Origin of the sequence: Delftia sp. WSY_16 (genome assembly GCF_043104415.1) — a bacterium.
Taxonomy (GTDB): domain Bacteria; phylum Pseudomonadota; class Gammaproteobacteria; order Burkholderiales; family Burkholderiaceae_C; genus Comamonas; species Comamonas tsuruhatensis.
This window is the reverse complement of sequence record NZ_JBICKS010000042.1, coordinates 31,574-47,129: the sequence shown is the minus strand read 5'-3', so window position 1 is coordinate 47,129 and position 15,556 is coordinate 31,574. Positions and strand designations below refer to the sequence as shown.

The 15,556-nt window shown below is 64.7% G+C and carries 13 protein-coding genes, 1 tRNA gene and 1 pseudogene; 5 read left to right on the top strand and 10 right to left on the bottom strand.

Annotated elements, in window-relative coordinates; all coding sequences use genetic code 11:
* Positions 1 to 946: Bcr/CflA family efflux MFS transporter (locus ACF8O7_RS25935; RefSeq protein ID WP_392444663.1), on the bottom strand; the 946-nt coding region annotated here is incomplete at its 3' end.
* A complete protein-coding gene (locus ACF8O7_RS25930) occupies positions 943 to 1,380 on the bottom strand; it encodes a helix-turn-helix domain-containing protein (RefSeq protein WP_016454547.1) in 438 nt (145 codons plus the stop codon). The genes ACF8O7_RS25935 and ACF8O7_RS25930, both read right to left, overlap by 4 nt.
* 264 nt (positions 1,381 to 1,644) lie before the next feature.
* Between ACF8O7_RS25930 and ACF8O7_RS25925 the strand changes: the two genes are divergently transcribed.
* The 4 genes and pseudogenes from ACF8O7_RS25925 to ACF8O7_RS25910 all read left to right on the top strand — a co-directional run bounded on the left by ACF8O7_RS25925 (position 1,645) and on the right by ACF8O7_RS25910 (position 3,966).
* The gene (locus tag ACF8O7_RS25925) at positions 1,645 to 2,448 is read left to right on the top strand and encodes an SDR family oxidoreductase (RefSeq protein ID WP_392444661.1); all 804 of its coding nucleotides are present in this window, start codon (positions 1,645 to 1,647) and stop codon (positions 2,446 to 2,448) included.
* A gap of 34 nt (positions 2,449 to 2,482) precedes the next feature.
* Positions 2,483 to 2,779, top strand: a complete 297-nt coding sequence (locus ACF8O7_RS25920; protein WP_392444658.1) for a YciI family protein — start codon at positions 2,483 to 2,485, stop codon at positions 2,777 to 2,779.
* Between the two features lie 95 nt (positions 2,780 to 2,874).
* Positions 2,875 to 3,334, top strand: a pseudogene (locus tag ACF8O7_RS25915) (hypothetical protein).
* 305 nt (positions 3,335 to 3,639) lie between these two features.
* Positions 3,640 to 3,966 (top strand): hypothetical protein, encoded by a 327-nt coding sequence (locus ACF8O7_RS25910; protein ID WP_080649883.1) that lies wholly within the window; start codon positions 3,640 to 3,642, stop codon positions 3,964 to 3,966.
* 262 nt (positions 3,967 to 4,228) lie between these two features.
* Here ACF8O7_RS25910 and ACF8O7_RS25905 read toward each other — a convergent pair.
* The 6 genes from ACF8O7_RS25905 to ACF8O7_RS25880 form a co-directional block, all read right to left on the bottom strand.
* A tRNA-Arg gene (locus ACF8O7_RS25905) sits at positions 4,229 to 4,303 on the bottom strand.
* Positions 4,304 to 4,380: 77 nt separating this feature from the next.
* Complete coding sequence (locus tag ACF8O7_RS25900; protein ID WP_392444656.1) at positions 4,381 to 8,700, bottom strand: translocation/assembly module TamB domain-containing protein; 4,320 nt, start codon at positions 8,698 to 8,700, stop codon at positions 4,381 to 4,383.
* A 2-nt stretch (positions 8,701 to 8,702) separates the two neighbouring features.
* Complete coding sequence (locus ACF8O7_RS25895; protein ID WP_046987464.1) at positions 8,703 to 10,553, bottom strand: BamA/TamA family outer membrane protein; 1,851 nt, start codon at positions 10,551 to 10,553, stop codon at positions 8,703 to 8,705.
* Positions 10,554 to 10,629: 76 nt separating this feature from the next.
* Positions 10,630 to 11,817, bottom strand: a complete 1,188-nt coding sequence (locus ACF8O7_RS25890; protein ID WP_046987465.1) for a VWA domain-containing protein — start codon at positions 11,815 to 11,817, stop codon at positions 10,630 to 10,632.
* Positions 11,818 to 11,848: 31 nt separating this feature from the next.
* Positions 11,849 to 12,583, bottom strand: a complete 735-nt coding sequence (locus ACF8O7_RS25885; RefSeq protein WP_046240826.1) for a GNAT family N-acetyltransferase — start codon at positions 12,581 to 12,583, stop codon at positions 11,849 to 11,851.
* An 8-nt stretch (positions 12,584 to 12,591) separates the two neighbouring features.
* The gene (locus ACF8O7_RS25880) at positions 12,592 to 13,446 is read right to left on the bottom strand and encodes a MoxR family ATPase (protein ID WP_016450128.1); all 855 of its coding nucleotides are present in this window, start codon (positions 13,444 to 13,446) and stop codon (positions 12,592 to 12,594) included.
* Between the two features lie 116 nt (positions 13,447 to 13,562).
* Here ACF8O7_RS25880 and ACF8O7_RS25875 point away from each other — a divergent pair, with 116 nt between their 5' ends.
* On the top strand, positions 13,563 to 14,237 hold the full coding sequence (locus ACF8O7_RS25875; protein WP_016450129.1) for a cytochrome c: 675 nt from the start codon (positions 13,563 to 13,565) through the stop codon (positions 14,235 to 14,237).
* A gap of 75 nt (positions 14,238 to 14,312) precedes the next feature.
* Here the strand turns inward: ACF8O7_RS25875 and ACF8O7_RS25870 are convergent, their stop codons facing one another.
* Both ACF8O7_RS25870 and ACF8O7_RS25865 read right to left on the bottom strand, forming a co-directional pair.
* Complete coding sequence (locus tag ACF8O7_RS25870) at positions 14,313 to 14,771, bottom strand: DUF1841 family protein (protein WP_016453732.1); 459 nt, start codon at positions 14,769 to 14,771, stop codon at positions 14,313 to 14,315.
* A 79-nt stretch (positions 14,772 to 14,850) separates the two neighbouring features.
* Complete coding sequence (locus tag ACF8O7_RS25865) at positions 14,851 to 15,450, bottom strand: short chain dehydrogenase (RefSeq protein ID WP_017405388.1); 600 nt, start codon at positions 15,448 to 15,450, stop codon at positions 14,851 to 14,853.
* Positions 15,451 to 15,556 lie beyond the last annotated feature (106 nt).

The following is a 15,556-nucleotide window of genomic DNA, read 5'->3' as shown; positions in this document are numbered from 1 at the left end:
ATGGGTATCGAACCGAGGCCAGGTAGATCATCACGCCTCCAACCAAGGCCAAGACGATTCCGGCTTGGATGACTCGAGCTGCACCCCAGCGATGTGAAAGTCTTGGTACAGCGAGGCCTGCAGCAAAAACAACGGGCACCGTGGCTGCAAAAAAGAGCCCCATCTCCAGCGCGCTCAACTTGATGGCGCCCATCAGCACTGATGGAGCAGCAGCGAAGAATCCATAAAGCCCGCCTGTGAGACACATGACAGCGACGACTGGACGGAGGAAGCGTGGATCGATCAGAAGGCTGGCATAGATCCTGAGTATGGGGCCAACGGCAAGCGGCATCCGCCGCGACGCGACGTGTGTTTCTGGAAGTCGGAAGGCGTACCACATTGAAAGTGCAAGCCCGAAGGCACTGACCGTCAGGAAGGTCATGCGCCAGCCAATCATTTTCTCAGTCATGCCGCCCAGCAGCGGAGAGAACCCCGGGGCCGCGGCCATAGCCACGATCACCATCGCAAGAACGCGTGCCAGAGTTTCGCCTTCATACATATCTCTTGCGATCGCGCGTGCAAGTACGGACGCGGCGCATACGCCTGCAGCCTGTATTGCTCGGCCGACAATCAGTTCGGCTGGAGCCGCCGCCTGGGCACACACCACCCCGCCGGCCGCGAAGACCAGCAAGCCCCCTATGACCAGTTTGCGACGCCCGAAGCGATCAGACAGAGGTCCCACGAAGAGTTGCCCCGCCGCGAAAACTACGAAGAAGACACTGAGTGTCAGGCCGAGCTGGGCATCTGACGCACCCAGGGTTTTAGACATCGCCGGAAACGACGGCAGGATGATGTTGGTTGACAAAGCGCCTATCGCCGCGAGCGCAGCCAACAGAAGAACTACGCCACGGTTCGCTGTGCCTGCTTGATTTTCCGCCGGCACTGGAGCCCGACTGCTTGGCTTCATTCCGGCATCACCATGCGGATTTCGCGAGTCCCGATCTCTGCGCCGGTCTCTGCGTCGATCGCAATCGGCTTCAGATCGTTGCCCGTCTCGGCATCCAGAAACCGAACCAGCTTGCCTTCGCCACGGTGCTTTCGGCCCCAGGCAGCAATCATGAAGAGAACGGGCAAGTAGTCCCTCCCAGCTTCGGTCAGGACGTATTCCTCGCGAGGTGGCCGCTCCGAATACTGCCGCTTTTCCAGCAGTTGCTCATCCGTGAGCGTCGCCAAACGCTTCGTCAGCATCGTGGGAGCGATGCCAAGGCTTTTCCTGAACTGATCGAAGCGCGTCAGCCCAGCGTTCGCATCCCGCAGGATCAACATAGTCCACGCATCGCCCAGGAAGGCCAGGCTGCGCGCGATGGGGCAAGTGCTTTCAGAAGTTTTTTTCGAGTCCATATCATTTCAGTATTGACTAAGTACTGAAACGATACTAACATGCGCCCATCGTTCAGTCCAGCACCCACGCCCGAAAGGAGTCATGCGCGCAGAGAGCCCAGCCTCATCTTGAGAGGTAACGGTTGTGAGCCATGCCTTGGCTGATGAAGGCTTGTTCATGGTCGCGCTGCCAACCCCGATAGCAAATAGCCCAAAGCCCTTCTGCACGCACGTTCAGCCGGGCAAAGTTTTCAAGAATTTCCATCATCTACGGAGAAGCTACCCATGAAGAAGACAGTCCTAATCACCGGCGCATCCTCGGGCTTCGGCCTGCTGCTCGCCAACAGCCTGCACAACCAGGGCTTCGAAGTCATCGGCACCAGCCGTGAACCTGAAAAGCACGAAGGGAAGGTTCCCTTCAAGCTGCTGCGTCTGGACATCAGCGACGACAACTCCATCAGCGCGTTCGCTGAAGAGCTGTTCCGCAGCGTCAGGCAGCTGGATGTATTGGTGAACAATGCCGGCTACATGGTGACGGGGCTGGCAGAAGAGACTCCCGTCGAATTGGGACGTCAGCAGTTCGAAACCAACTTCTGGGGCACGATCAAAGTGACGAATGCCTTGCTGCCCCGGCTGCGGGCGCAAAAGCATGGGCAGATCATCACAATCAGCTCCATCGTCGGCTTGATCGGCCCGCCGAATCTCTCGTACTACACGGCTTCAAAGCACGCAGTCCAGGGGTATTTCAAATCTCTGCGCTTCGAGCTGGATCCGTTCAACATCCAAGTCAGCATGGTGGAGCCAGTGTGGTTCAAGACCAACCTCGCTCATAACTCCGTGTCTCAATCAAGCGGGCGTATTGCTGATTACAACGCCTACCGCAAGCAAGCAGATGCTGCGACACAGAAGGGGATCGATGAGGCGGAGGCGCCCGACGCCGTCGTCAACACGATTACCAAGCTGATCGATACCAAGAAGCCAAAGTTCAGTAATCCCGTTGGAAAGATGACCGGAATGATCCTGTTCCTGCAGAGCTATGCGCCCAAGATGTTCGAGGGGGCAATATTGAAGAGTGTGAGAACAGCTTGAATCCCAGCATCATTTATCTTTGAGAGGAGCCGAAATGAAATACTACCTGTGCAAATTTGTCCCGCCTCGCGCGAATTTCCTGGCCACCATGTCCGGCGAAGAAAAAACATGGATGAGGCAGCATGGCGAATATATGAACGGTCTTCTCGAGCAAGGTGTGATCGTAGCGCACGGGCCTGTGATTGACGATGGTGATGGCTACGGCGTGTCTCTTTACCAGATCGCCGACAACCAAGAGATCGGTTCGTTTACATCCGAAGATCCCATCGTGAAGAATGGGATTGGCCACTATGAGCACTACACGATGGCCAGCTTGACTTCCCGTAACTGAACGCATCTTTCTCCGCAGCAGCGTCTCTCTGCGCTGACTTGTCTTATTGACAAGGCTGCCATAAAAAATGGTGGATATCAATTGGGGAAGTTGAAATGACTAGCTCTCTTATTGCTGGCGCCTCCAGTGGCATTGGTGCTGTTTACGCACGCCGCTTTGCGGCTCGTGGCCACGATCTCGTATGGGTAGCCCGTACCACCGACCGGCTCAATGCATTGCTGCCTGAGTCTTCACAAGGTATTTGCGCAGCAACGAAGTCCCACATGTTGGCCTTCTCGCAGAGCCTTGCAGCTGAGGCAGGGCCCAGGGGCGTCTACATACCAGCGGTTTTGCCGGCCGCCACACGCACCGAGATCTATGAGCGCTCTGGTGGCGATGTCATGGATGGAGGTTGACGAACTCGTTGATGCAGCCTTGGTGGGTTTTGATCGCAGAGAGCTTGTGACCATTCCACCAGTGCCTGAGGCAGCGGCATGGGACGCATTTGAGCAAGCGCGCGGAGATTTGGCCCAGGGTTTCTCAAACTCCAAGCCCGCTACTCGTTACCTCACTTGAATTTCAACATCTATTTGGTTTTTGCAGCATTCGTGCACTGGTCTGCTGCGTGTGGATATTCCGTGAGCAAGACTTTGGGTAAAGATCAGCAAAGTGTTTTGAATTTTCAATTACTTTTTGGATTGAAAAAGAAAAGTTGATTGGAAACTTATTCTGAATATTGATTGATGAATATATCTGGTAGTCATCAATTTTCTTTGGGAAAGGAGTGGCTCAATATTTAATATTGCGTCTTTGATTCATTCGGTCAACACTGCCGCATAACATACTTGCCGGTAGCCTCATAGTCATCTGTCATTTAAACCATGTCAAAAATAGCCTCGCCCTTGATCAGGGCAAGTGCATTGCGCACTCTAAAATTCGCATTCTTCACAATAGCTATTTCTACTTGCTATGCAGCCAATTCTCAAGAGAGCAGCGCAGCAAATAAAAAGGAAGTAAATAGTACTTCCCGCGCGGAGGTCATGGCCGATCTGGCACTCTGGCGTCGTGCCGGAGTCGACCGCTATGAAGTACTGTCGACTTCGTACGGTATGGAATCAGAAGCCTATCGGTTGGCACATCAGGAATATCTTCGCCTTCGGAATGGTGAGGAATTCCAGGAAGAACTGAAAAAAGCAATCACTAAGTGATTTGCCCTGCCTGAGCAGGCCCTGCGGTGGCGCTGGAGAAGGTTCGGCGCTGATGCGGGTGCGCGCGCTTAGCTCGGGCCAAACGAAACGAAAACGGCCCCTTCGATTCCCATAAGGGCGCCGAGGGGGCTGTCGTCGTTTCCGTGTTGATAGCCCACTGCGCGGGCATGCAATCCAGCTCTTGAGACCGTATTCATGTCCCACTTATGGCCCAGACACCCACTCAATGAGCTGTAAGTGGTTGTCGCCATTGGAAAATTGATGGTCCCTCCGACAGGAATCGAACCTGTATCTGGCGCTTAGGAGGCGCCCGTTCTATCCATTGAACTACGGAGAGGAGCAAACGGCGATTGTAAACCCATGGCGGGTCCGCCCCGCGCAGCGCCGGCAGGGCGGCTGCGCAGGGGTGGAGCGTCAGTCCTTGCGCACGGTGTAGATCAGGTCCAGCGCGCTGGTTTCCCCGGTCTGGCCGCGCAGGGTGAGGCGGCGCGAGAGGTCGTAGAAGATGTACAGCGTGCCCATGGCGCCCGAGAGGCTTTGCTCGTAGGTGACATAGAGGTCGCTGGACAGGCGCTTGCCCAGGGTGAGGGCGGCGCCGGTGGAGCCTTCGCCGCCCGGGCCCTTGAAGCCGATCTCGTCCAGGCCCAGGTTGCTGGCGATCTTGCCGCTGTTGTTGCGCCCGCCGCTGAGCAGGGACAGCGCGGCCTGCTGGAGCAGGGCGCTTTCGGCGCCGCCCGTGGCGGGGTCGCGGCCCATGACCACCCAGGAGAGCTTTTCGGCATCGGGCATTTCGGGGTCGGAGTACAGGCGCACGCGCGGGGCGTTGGCCGTGCCCTGCACCTGCACGCCTGCGCGCACGGCGATGTTCGGGCGCAGCGCCAGGATGTCCAGCGAGGGGTTGGCGTAGGGGCCGTTGAAGCGGATGAGGCCGGTCTCCACGTCCAGCGACTGGCCCCAGGCGCGGTAGCGGCCCTGCACGGTGCGGATCTCGCCGGTAATGCGCGGCGGGCCGCCCGCCACGGTGGGGCCCTGCACTTCCAGCGCGCCTTCCAGGCGGGTGGTGATGCCGTAGCCCTGCAGCGCGAAGTCGCGGCCCAGGTCAAGCTTGACAAGGATGTCGGGCAGCTTGATGGTTTCCGCGCGGGCCTGGGCCTTGCGGTCGGCCTGCTGCTGCTTGCGCGCCGCTTCCTGCTCGGCCTTGCGCGAGGCGGCCGAGTGCACGACCACGTCGGAGTCCAGCGAGGGCGCGGATTCCTCGGGCAGGATGATGGTGGCGCGGTCGGTGGTGAGGTCGCCGCGCAGCGTGAACTGGCCTTGCTCCAGCCTGGCCTGCAGGCCGCCCGAGACGCTGACCTGGCGGTCCGCGCGCACCAGCACCTGCAGCCTGGTGGCCTGGGCGCGCAGGTCCATGCTCAGGCCGGAGTTGCTGCCATCGGCGTTGGGCGGGTCCCAGCGCACGAAGCCCGAGCCCGTGAGTTCGCCGCCTTCACGCGGTGCCGTGGTGAGGTTGCCGCTGTAGCCCAGGATGCGCGCATTGCTGCCGCGCCCGCCCTGCATGCGCAGCTCGGTCAGATCCAGGCGGTTGCCTTGCAGGCGCGCGCGCAGCACGCCGTTTTGCAGGTCGATGCCGTCCAGCGCGGACAGGATGCTCAGGCCGTCGGCCGAGAGATTGCCCTGCCACTGCGGGTTCTGGCGGTCGCCGCTGATCTCGGCCTTGGCCTGCAGCGAGCCGGTGACGCGCCAGCCGGGCGGGGCGAACAGCGCCCAGATGCCGATGTCGGGCATGCGGGCGTCTATCTGGCCGGACAGAGGGGCCTTCTCGGGCCAGGTCCAGGTGCCGTCCTGCTGGGCCAGGCGCGTGCCCAGCTGCGCGGTCAGGGTGCCGGCGCGTTCGCTGTCCCAGTCGAGCTTGGCCTGCACGTCGTCGCCCTGGGCGCGCACGCTCAGGCGGGCCTGCTTGATGTGGGCGCGCATGCCGGCGCCGCGGACGGTACGGGTGCGCACTTCGCCGGGCTTGCTGGAGCGCGGCCCCGTGGTGTGGATGACGGTGGTGCCCGAGCCGTCTTCCACGGCCAGGCGCAGGTCGCCGGCTGCACGCTCGACCAGCAGTTCGGCCTTGAGCGCGGGGCCCGTCGTGTCGATGTCCCAGCGGGCGTTGAAGCTCAGGTCGCCGCTCAGGCCCATGGCGGCCAGCGGGGGCTCCTCGGCCATGGACAGGGCATCGACCCAGGCCAGCGGCAGGGCCTGGGCGCGGCCGGTGCTGCGCAGGGCCCAGCGGCCGTCGCCGCCCTGGGTGGCGCGGGTGTCGTCCCAGGCCAGCAGCACGGGCTGCGGCGCCTCGGCATTGGCGCGGCGCTGGGCCAGCGTGGGCGGCGTGACCTGCAGGCTGCCGGCCGATGCCGTGAAGGTGGTGGACAGCACGGTGCGGCCCGTGGTGCGCTGGGCGATCTGCACGGGCTGCTTGCCTGCCAGTTGCACCTGCCAGGGGCCGGGCAGGTCCTGGCCCGGATTCAACCGGGCCTGCAGTCTGTCGATGCTGGCCTGCCAGTCCAGGGGCGCGGCACCGCGCCCCGTGGCAAGGCCTGCCTGCAGGGCCGTGTCGATCTGCGCGGTCTGCGTGCCGCGCTTCGCCTGGCCGGTGAGGGTCAGGCTGGCCTGCTCGGGCGAGCCCTTGAGGGCCAGGCGCAGCTCGGGCAGCTCCAGCGCCTGCTCGGGCGGCGTGTTGGCGGGCAGGTAGCGCAGCTTGGCGGCCTGCAGGTCGGCCTGCAGCTGCAGGCCGCTGGCGGGCAGGGGGTCGCCCACGGCGGCCTTCATGCGCTTTTGCAGTGCGCCCCATCCGCCGCGCCAGCTGGCGTCCAGCTGGGCCTGGCCTTCGACCAGGGCGCCGGCCAGCGGGTCCTTCATGCCGGGCAGCTTGCGCAGCCACTGTGTGAGGGCGGTGAGTGACGACAGCTTGAGCTGGCTGCTGCCCTGGCCTGCGGCAGGGCTGATGTGGCCGTCCAGCGAGAGTTCGGCGCCGGGCAGCTGGGCCTTCAGCACGGTCTGCAGCTTTTGCTGTTCGGTGTCGAACTGCAGGCTGCGGCTGCGCACCGAGGCCTGCAGCGCATCAAGCTGCAGGTTCTCCAGCGACAGCACGGGCTGGGCCCAGCGGCCTTTGGTGGCGAGTTTTTCTATGCGCAGGGGCTGGCGCTTGGCGCCTGCGGGCGCTGCTGCGGCCTGGATGTCCACGCTGAAGTCCACCTGCTGCTCTGCCGTGGTGCTGGCGCGCAGCTCGCCCTGCAGCGGTGCGGCTTCCAGGAGGCTGTAGAGCGCGGCGGGGTCCAGGCGCTGGACCTTGGCCTGGCCTTCGAAGACCTTGGTGGCGGGCTCGAAGCGGCCCTGGGCGTCGATGCTGCCCGAGCCTATGGCGATCTGCGCCTGCTCCAGCAGCCACTGCTGGCCGTCATAGCGCACTGCGGCCTCGATCTGGTCCAGCGGCAGGCGCTGGCGGTCCCAGGGGCCGGGTATGGCGTTGTTCAGGCGTGTCGTCAGCTGCCAGGCGGTGGTGGCGATGGCCGAGCCTGGTGCCTGGTCCGATGCCTGTTCCGTGGCTGGTGCCTGGGCTGTATCAGCTGCCTTGCCATCCGGCCCGGCCTGCAATTCGCCGCTGATGCGGGTGCGCGGTCCCTGGGGCCAGAAGGCAGCGATGTCGATCTGGCTGAGCTGGGCGCGCGCGGTCTGCAGCGGCTGGGGTTGCCAGGGCCGGATGCTGGCCTCGATGTCCGCATGCATGGGTTCGGACACGGGGGCGGCTTCCTTGCGCTCCCTGGCCTTGCCGTTCTTGCCATCGGCCTTGGCGGATTTCTGTACGGCGGCAGGGGCAGGCGTCTCCTCGGACACCGTCCCGGGCTTGGCATCAACCTGGAGCTTGATGCCCAGTTGCGCAGCGGCGGTGGCCAGGGTGCCGTCGATCTGTGCCTTGGCCTGCACGGCCAGCGGTGCAGGTTTGGGGGCCTTGGCCGTGGAGGCCTCGTCGTCCGAAGCCAGGGCCGGCGCCTGCAGGTCGCCCTGCAGCTCGGCCTGGATGGCCATGGGCGCACGGGCCTGCAGGCGCAGCCTGGCCTGGTAGTTGCCATCGGCCCATTGCAGGTCGCGCACGTCCAGCTGGTGCTCGCTGCCGTCGTAGACGTAGTGGCCTTGCAGGCCCAGCACCTCGGCCTGGGGCGGGCCTTGCCAGACGATGCGCTCCACATGGAAGGGCACGTCGATCTTCACGGGCAGCACGAGCTGCTGCAGCGGTTCGACGGGTTTCTTGTCCTCGGGGTCGGGCGTGCTGGCAATGCTCAGCTCGGCGATGCGCACTTCGCCCAGGCGCACGGTGCGCGACAGCAGGGGGCGCAATTGCCAGCCGATGGTGGCGTCGCGCAGCTCCACCTTCATGGTGGGGCTTTGCCATTGCAGCCAGCCGATGCGCCCGCCCTGGCGCACGGTGCCGGTGACTTCCTTGGCCTGCAGGCTCTGGCCTGCGGGCAGCCAGCCGGCCACGCGCTGCAGGGTGTAGGCCAGCGAATCGGCACGGCCGCTCCACCACCAGGCGGAACCCAGCAGGGCGGCCAGCAGCAGGACCAGGACCAGGAAGAACCAGAGCAGGTAGCGCAGCCAGCGGCGGCGGGGCGCAGGCGACGGAGGGGACGCCTGGGGGCTTTGGTCTGGCGCGGCGGAGGAGGCAGGGGTATTCAAGCGGGAATCCACCATGGTCAGAAGTTGAAGCCCAGGCGCAGGTGCAGGCGCAGCTGCTTTTCCTGGGCGCCCCAGGCGATGTCGGCCTGCACGGGGCCCACGGGGCTGCGCCAGCGCAGGCCGGTGCCCACGCCCACGCGCATGTACATGGAGTCGGGCGCATCGCCCACGGTGCCGGCGTCCAGGAAGACGGCGTGCTCCCAGTCCTGTGTGTTGCCCTTGATGACGATGGGCCGCTGCCACTCGATGCTGCCCACGGCCATGTAGCGCCCACCGATGACCTTGCCGCTGTCGGTGCGCGCACCGATGCTCTGGTACCCGTAGCCGCGCACGGTGTTGTCGCCGCCGGTGATGAACAGCTGGGTGACGGGCAGGTCGGCATCCTTGCGGGCCAGCAAGGCACCGCCGGAGGCGCGCAGCGCCAGGCGGCTGCGGCGCTTGGTCTCGGGATCGACCTCGCCGATGGGAATCAGGCTGAGCCAGCGGCCCGAGACACGGCCGAACGGCGTGCGCTGGGGCGTGAGCGTGGTGCCCGCGCCGACTTCCCAGGCGAAGCCGAAGCCCGAGGAGGGCGCCAGCGTGCTGTCGAAGTAGCGGCCCGTCCAGCCGTAGTTGGCCGTGACCGACGAGCTGGACGGGGGCGCGCCCTCGCCCTGGGTCTTGGCGTAGTCGTACTGCAGGTAGTAGTTGCGGTCGATGTGGTCTTCGGACTTGGTGCGGCCGGCGCGCAGCTGCAGGCTGTTGACATCGAAGTCGCCCGAGGGCGCGCGCTCGGCCTTGGCCGTGGTGAACCAGCGCCACAGGGTTTCATCGGGCAGGGCGGTCCACTGCGTGGAGATCAGCGGGTTCTTGCGGTCGAAGCGCATGCGCGTGACGGCGCGCCAGCCCAGCCAGGGCAGGCGGTTGTGGATGTGGTCCACGCTCAGGCGCGGGCCGGTGTCGGTGCTCATGCCCACGCCGAAGACCCACTTCTGCATCTGGGCCTCGCGCACCTGGGCGATGACGGGCGTGGTGACCTGGGCGCCCTTGCGCTTGATGGCTTCCTCGTCCTCGGCGGCGCTGTCTCCCTGCTGGGGCACGTTGGCCAGCGTGAGGAAGACGGAGTCGTAGTAGCCGCTGCTGGCCAGGCGCAGCTGGGCGTCGACCAGGGCGGTCTGGTCGTATTCCTCGCCCTCGGGCAGGCGTGCGATGCGGGCCGTCCCCACGGGGTCGTAGCGCTGGGCGCCTTCGATGCGCAGCGGGCCGAAGGTGTAGGCCGGGCCGGGTGCATAGGCCACGCTGACGTCGGCCTCGTGCGTGTCGGCGTCGATGTCGGCCAGGCTGGAGTCGATGCGCGCCAGCGGGTAGCGGCGCGACTGCAGCGTGCGCAGGCCCTGGCTCTTGGCCTGGCTCCAGCTGGACTGGCTGAAGCGCTGGCCGGGCTGCAGCGGCCATTGGCTTTCGATGGTGGCGCGCTGCGAGGCGCCTTCGGGATCGTCGGCATTGACGCCCGCAAAACGCACCTGGCTGCGCGCAATGGTGGCGGGCTCGCCAGGGTCCACCTTGACGGTGACCTCCAGCGGGGCCTCGTCGGATTCGGGCGTTTCCTTGATCTCCACCGTGACCGTGGGGCTGAAGTAGCCCAGCGTGCCGATCAGGTCGCGCACGTTGGCGTCGGTGGCGCCCAGCAGCCGCGTCAACTCGCGCCGCTGCAGGTCGCTCTGGTAGCGGTAGCGGCGCAGTTCGAGGTGCTTTTCCAGCAGCTCGCGCACTTCCTTGGGCGCATCGACGACAAGGGAGAAGGCCGGGTCGCCGGTCGCTGCAATCAGCGACGGGTCCGTGTCCTTGTCATCATTCTTGGACGGCAGGAGGCTGCAGCCGCCGAGCATCAGGGCTGCACTCAACAGAAACAAAAACGCCGGCCCTCGGGCCGGCGCTGTCGCGGGGGGGAGCTTGGGCATCGGCCTATTTTGACAGCAGGCGCATGGCGTCTTCCAGACCTTTGAGTGTCAAAGGGTACATGCGGTTGCCCGTGAGCTGCTGGATGATGCTGATGCTCTGGCGGTACTGCCAGACGCCGGGCGGCTCGGGGTTGATCCAGGCAAAGCGCGGGAAGGCATGCGTCAGGCGCTGCAGCCATTCGGCGCCGGGCTCCTCGTTCATGTACTCCACGCTGCCGCCGGGCTGCAGGATCTCGTAGGGGCTCATGGTGGCGTCGCCCACGAAGATCAGCTTGTAGTCCTTGTTGTACTTGCGGATGATGTCCCAGGTCGGAAACTTCTCGGCGAAGCGGCGGCGGTTGTTCTTCCACATGAAGTCGTAGACGCAGTTGTGGAAGTAGTAGAACTCCAGGTGCTTGAACTCGCTCTTGACGGCGGAGAACAACTCCTCCACGCGCTGCACGTGCTCGTCCATGGTGCCGCCCACGTCCATGAGCAGCAGCACCTTCACGTTGTTGTGGCGCTCCGGGATCATCTTGATGTCCAGGTAGCCCGCGTTGGCGGCCGTGCTGCGGATGGTGTCGGGCAGGTCCAGCTCCAGCTCGCCGCCTTCGCGGGCGAACTTGCGCAGCCGGCGCAGCGCGACCTTGATATTGCGCGTGCCCAGCTCCTGCGTGTCGTCGTAGTCGCGGTAGGCGCGCTGCTCCCAGACCTTGACGGCGCTCTTGTTGCGGCCCGGCCCTCCGATGCGCACGCCGGCCGGGTTGTAGCCGCCGTGGCCGAAGGGGCTGGTGCCGCCCGTGCCTATCCACTTGTTGCCGCCTTCGTGCCGCTCCTTTTGCTCTTCGAGCCGCTTCTTGAGCGTCTCCATCAGCTCGTCCCAGCCCATGGCCTCGATGGCGGCCTTTTCCTCGGGCGAGAGCTCGCGCTCCAGCAGCTTCTTCAGCCAGTCCTGGGGAATTTCGCGCGTGAGGTCGGCCACCATCTCCACGCCCTTGAAGTAGGCGGCGAAGGCGCGGTCGTACTTGTCGTAGTGCTTCTCGTCCTTGACCAGCACGGTGCGGCCCAGGTGGTAGAAGTCGTCCAGGCTCCAGGCGTCCTCGCTCCTGGGGCCGACCACGCCGGCCTGCAGCGCCTCCAGCAGGGTCAGGAACTCCTTGACCGAGACGGGCAGCTTGGCCGCGCGCATGGTGTAGAAGAAGTCGATCAGCATGGCATCTCCCGGGGGCCTTGCGTACGCGCCCTCATGTGCGCGCCACGGCGGTGCTGCCGTCCGAATGGCGCTGCAACTGGTCCAGCAACTGGGCGCGCGACTCGGGCCATTCGCCGCTGCGCAGGCTGTACATCACGGTGTCGCGGATGGTGCCGTCACGGCGCAGCGCGTGGCCGCGGATCACGCCGTCCTTCCTGGCACCCAGGCGCTCGATGGCGCGCTGGCTGGCGAAGTTGAAGCAGTCCGTGCGCCAGCCCACCACATGGCAGGCCAGCGTGTCGAAGGCATGGCCCATGAGCATGAGCTTGGCCGAGGTGTTGACATGGGTGCGCTGTACGCTGCGCGCGTACCAGGTGTAGCCGATCTCCACGCGGCGCACCTCGGGCAGGATGTCGTGGTAGCTGCTGGTGCCCAGCACGCGGCCGCTGTCGTCGTCGAGCACGGCAAACGCGAAGCGCTTGCCCTGGCTGCGCTGCTCCAGCGCGGCCTCGATATAGGCGCGCACGTCGTCGGGCTCGGGCGCGGAGGTCACGCGGATGCGCCACAGCTGGCCGTCCTGCACGGCCTCGCGCAGGCCCGCTTCATGGCTGAGCGCCAGGGGCTCGAGCCGCACGCCGTTGAAGCGCATGACCACGGGCTGCACGAAGCCCTGGTGCGCCACGGCGCCAGCCACGGGGATGGTGGTGACCTGGCCGGTGATGGCCGGCACGCGCGGGTCTGCGCCGGCGTGGTCGGGGCCTTCGGTGTCGGGCTTGGAATCCGGCATGGCTGGCCTCAGCGGTTGCGCTGGTTCATGAAGACCAGCTTCTCGAACAGGCTCACGTCCTGCTCGTTCTTGAGCAGGGCGCCCACCAGCGGCGGCACGGAGACCTTGCCCTCGGCGGTCTGCAGCGATTCCACGGGAATGTCCTCGGCCACCAGCAGCTTGAGCCAGTCGATCAACTCGCTGGTGGAGGGCTTCTTCTTGAGGCCGGGCAGGTTGCGCACGTCGTAGAACACCTTCATCGCGGCGGCCAGCAGCTCGCCCTGCAGCTTGGGGAAGTGCACGGCCACGATCTGGCGCATGGTGTCGGCGTCGGGGAACTTGATGTAGTGGAAGAAGCAGCGGCGCAGGAAGGCGTCGGGCAGCTCCTTTTCGTTGTTGGAGGTGATGAACACCAGCGGCCGGTGCTTGGCGCGGATCATCTCGCGCGTCTCGTAGCAGTAGAACTCCATGCGGTCGATCTCGCGCAGCAGGTCGTTCGGGAATTCGATGTCGGCCTTGTCGATCTCGTCGATCAGCAGGGCCACGGGCCGGTCTGCCGTGAAGGCCTGCCACAGCACGCCCTTGACGATGTAGTTGTGGATGTCCTTGACGCGCTCGCCGCCGTCGATGTCGGACAGTTGCGAGTCGCGCAGGCGGCTGACGGCGTCGTATTCATACAGGCCCTGCTGGGCCTTGGTGGTGGACTTGATGTGCCACTGCAGCAGCGGCATGTCCAGCGCGGCGGCCACTTCCTCGGCCAGCATGGTCTTGCCCGTGCCGGGCTCTCCCTTGACCAGCAGCGGGCGCTGCAAGGTGGCTGCGGCATTCACCGCGAGCATCAAATCCTGGGTGGCGACGTAGTTCTCGGAACCTTGAAATTTCATGGGCGGTATCAGCGTAAGTATTGATGGGGACGCTTGACGGTGACTGCCATAATCGTTCGCGCTACCCGCTCAGCAGTAGGCATCCGTCAGAACTCTTGAAGGATTGTGCGCGCAAAATGATAAAAACTTTGACCACGGTATTGGCGCTGGCTGTCGCATCTGTGACCTCTGTGGCACAGGCCCAGCAAAGCAAAGGTGACGCAAAGGCAGGGGAGGGGAAGATCGCCATGTGCATTGGCTGCCATGGCATCCAGGGCTACCAGGCCAGCTTCCCCGAGGTGTACAAGGTCCCCAAGATTTCCGGCCAGGGCGCACCCTACATCGTGGCCGCGCTGCAGGCCTACCAGAAGGGCGAACGCAAGCATCCCACCATGCGCGGCATTGCCGATCCGCTGACCGAGCAGGACATGGCCGACGTGGCCGCCTACTACGCCGAGCATGGCGTGGCCAAGGCCGCCGACGCCAAGGTCCGCGAGCCCAGCACCCAGGTCGCCGCGCTGCTGCAAAAGGGCGCCTGCGTATCCTGCCACGGCCAGGGCTTTTCCAAACCCATCGATCCCAGCTACCCCAAGGTGGCCGGCCAGTATGCGGACTATCTGTACTCCGCCCTCAAGTCCTACAAGACCGAAGGCAACCCCCATATCGGCCGCAGCAACGGCGTGATGGCCGGCATTGCCAAGCAGTTCACCAACAGCGAACTCAAGGCGCTGGCCAACTACATCGGCAGCCTCGATGGCGAGCTGCAGACCCTGCCGCAGCCCCATTTCCGCCTGGGCCACAAATCGCAGTGAATCGCGCGCAGCCCCATACCCCATAGCAAAAGCCCGCAATCGCGGGCTTTGTCTTGAGGGTGATGCACAGAGGCGCTATGCGCCGCCCGTGGCCTTGGCACCGTCGCTGGTGGCGCGGCGCTGCACGGCGGCAATGTAGGCCTCGCCATCGGGCGGGCGGCCCGAACGCTGGCTTTCCCAGAGCATCTGCCCCAGGCATTCCATGGTGGCGTGGTGGGCGTCGTGCAGCGAGTCCAGGCGGCGGCTGAGCAGCTCCACGGCCTGGCGTATGCCGCGCGGCTGGTCGATGCTGCACTGCTCGCTGATGGACAGATGCATGGACAGATGCAAAAACGGATTGGTCACGCCGGGCGTGGCGTCGTAGTCGCGCAGCAGGGCGGCGTCCACGTCGGCAAGGTCATCGAAATACTCGGGATGCTCGGCGATCCAGAGGCTGGCCAGCGTCTCTATGGCCTCCATCGGCGCGCCGCTCAGCATCTTGGTGCGCACGCCGCAGAAAAAGCGCCGCACATCGGCTTGGGTGGGGTTGAACATGGTGGCGCGCAGCGTAGCACGCAGCCTTTTTGGGCGGGGCACGCAAGGACTTTGCCGAGGGCCCGCCGCAAGACATGGATCAGAGCACTTCGAAGACCCTGCCGGTCTGGGCGCCTTCCACGCTGCGCTGGTAGGCCAGGGCCACGCGCGCGGCGGGCACGGTCTCGAAGCCGGGGAAGACCGAGCCATAGGCATCGGCCGATTCGGTCAGCAAGGTGGGGCTCACGGCATTGATGCGCAGGCCGCGCTGCAGTTCGACCGCAGCGCCGGTGACGAAGCCGTGGAGGGCGGCATTCACCGTCGATGCATTGGCGCCGTGGCGGATGGGCTCGGTGGCGGCGACGCCGCTGGTCAGCGTGATGGAGCCGCCGTCGCGCAGCCAGCGCTGGCCCAGCAGGGCGAGCCGCACCTGGCCCAGCAGCTTGTCCTGCAGGCCGGAGTTGAACTGCTCGGCCGTCATCTCGGACAGCGGGCCGAAGTGCAGTTTGCCGGCCGTGCTGACGATGGCGTCCACCTGGCCGGCGGCTTCGAACATTTTCTGCAGCGTCTCGGGCTGCGTGAAGTCGGCGCGCAGGTCGCCGCTGTTGCGGCCCACGGTGACGATCTCATGGCGCGGGGCCAGCAGGGCGTGGACAGCGCGGCCAATGGTGCCGGTGGCACCGATGAGCAGGATCTTCATGCGGTTTTCTTTCGGAAGGAGTGAACAGGCCTCCAGTGTTTTGCAAATCGCTCATGCCATAAAGTAGCGAAATCTTTTTGTACTACTAAGCATTGGTTAGCAATCC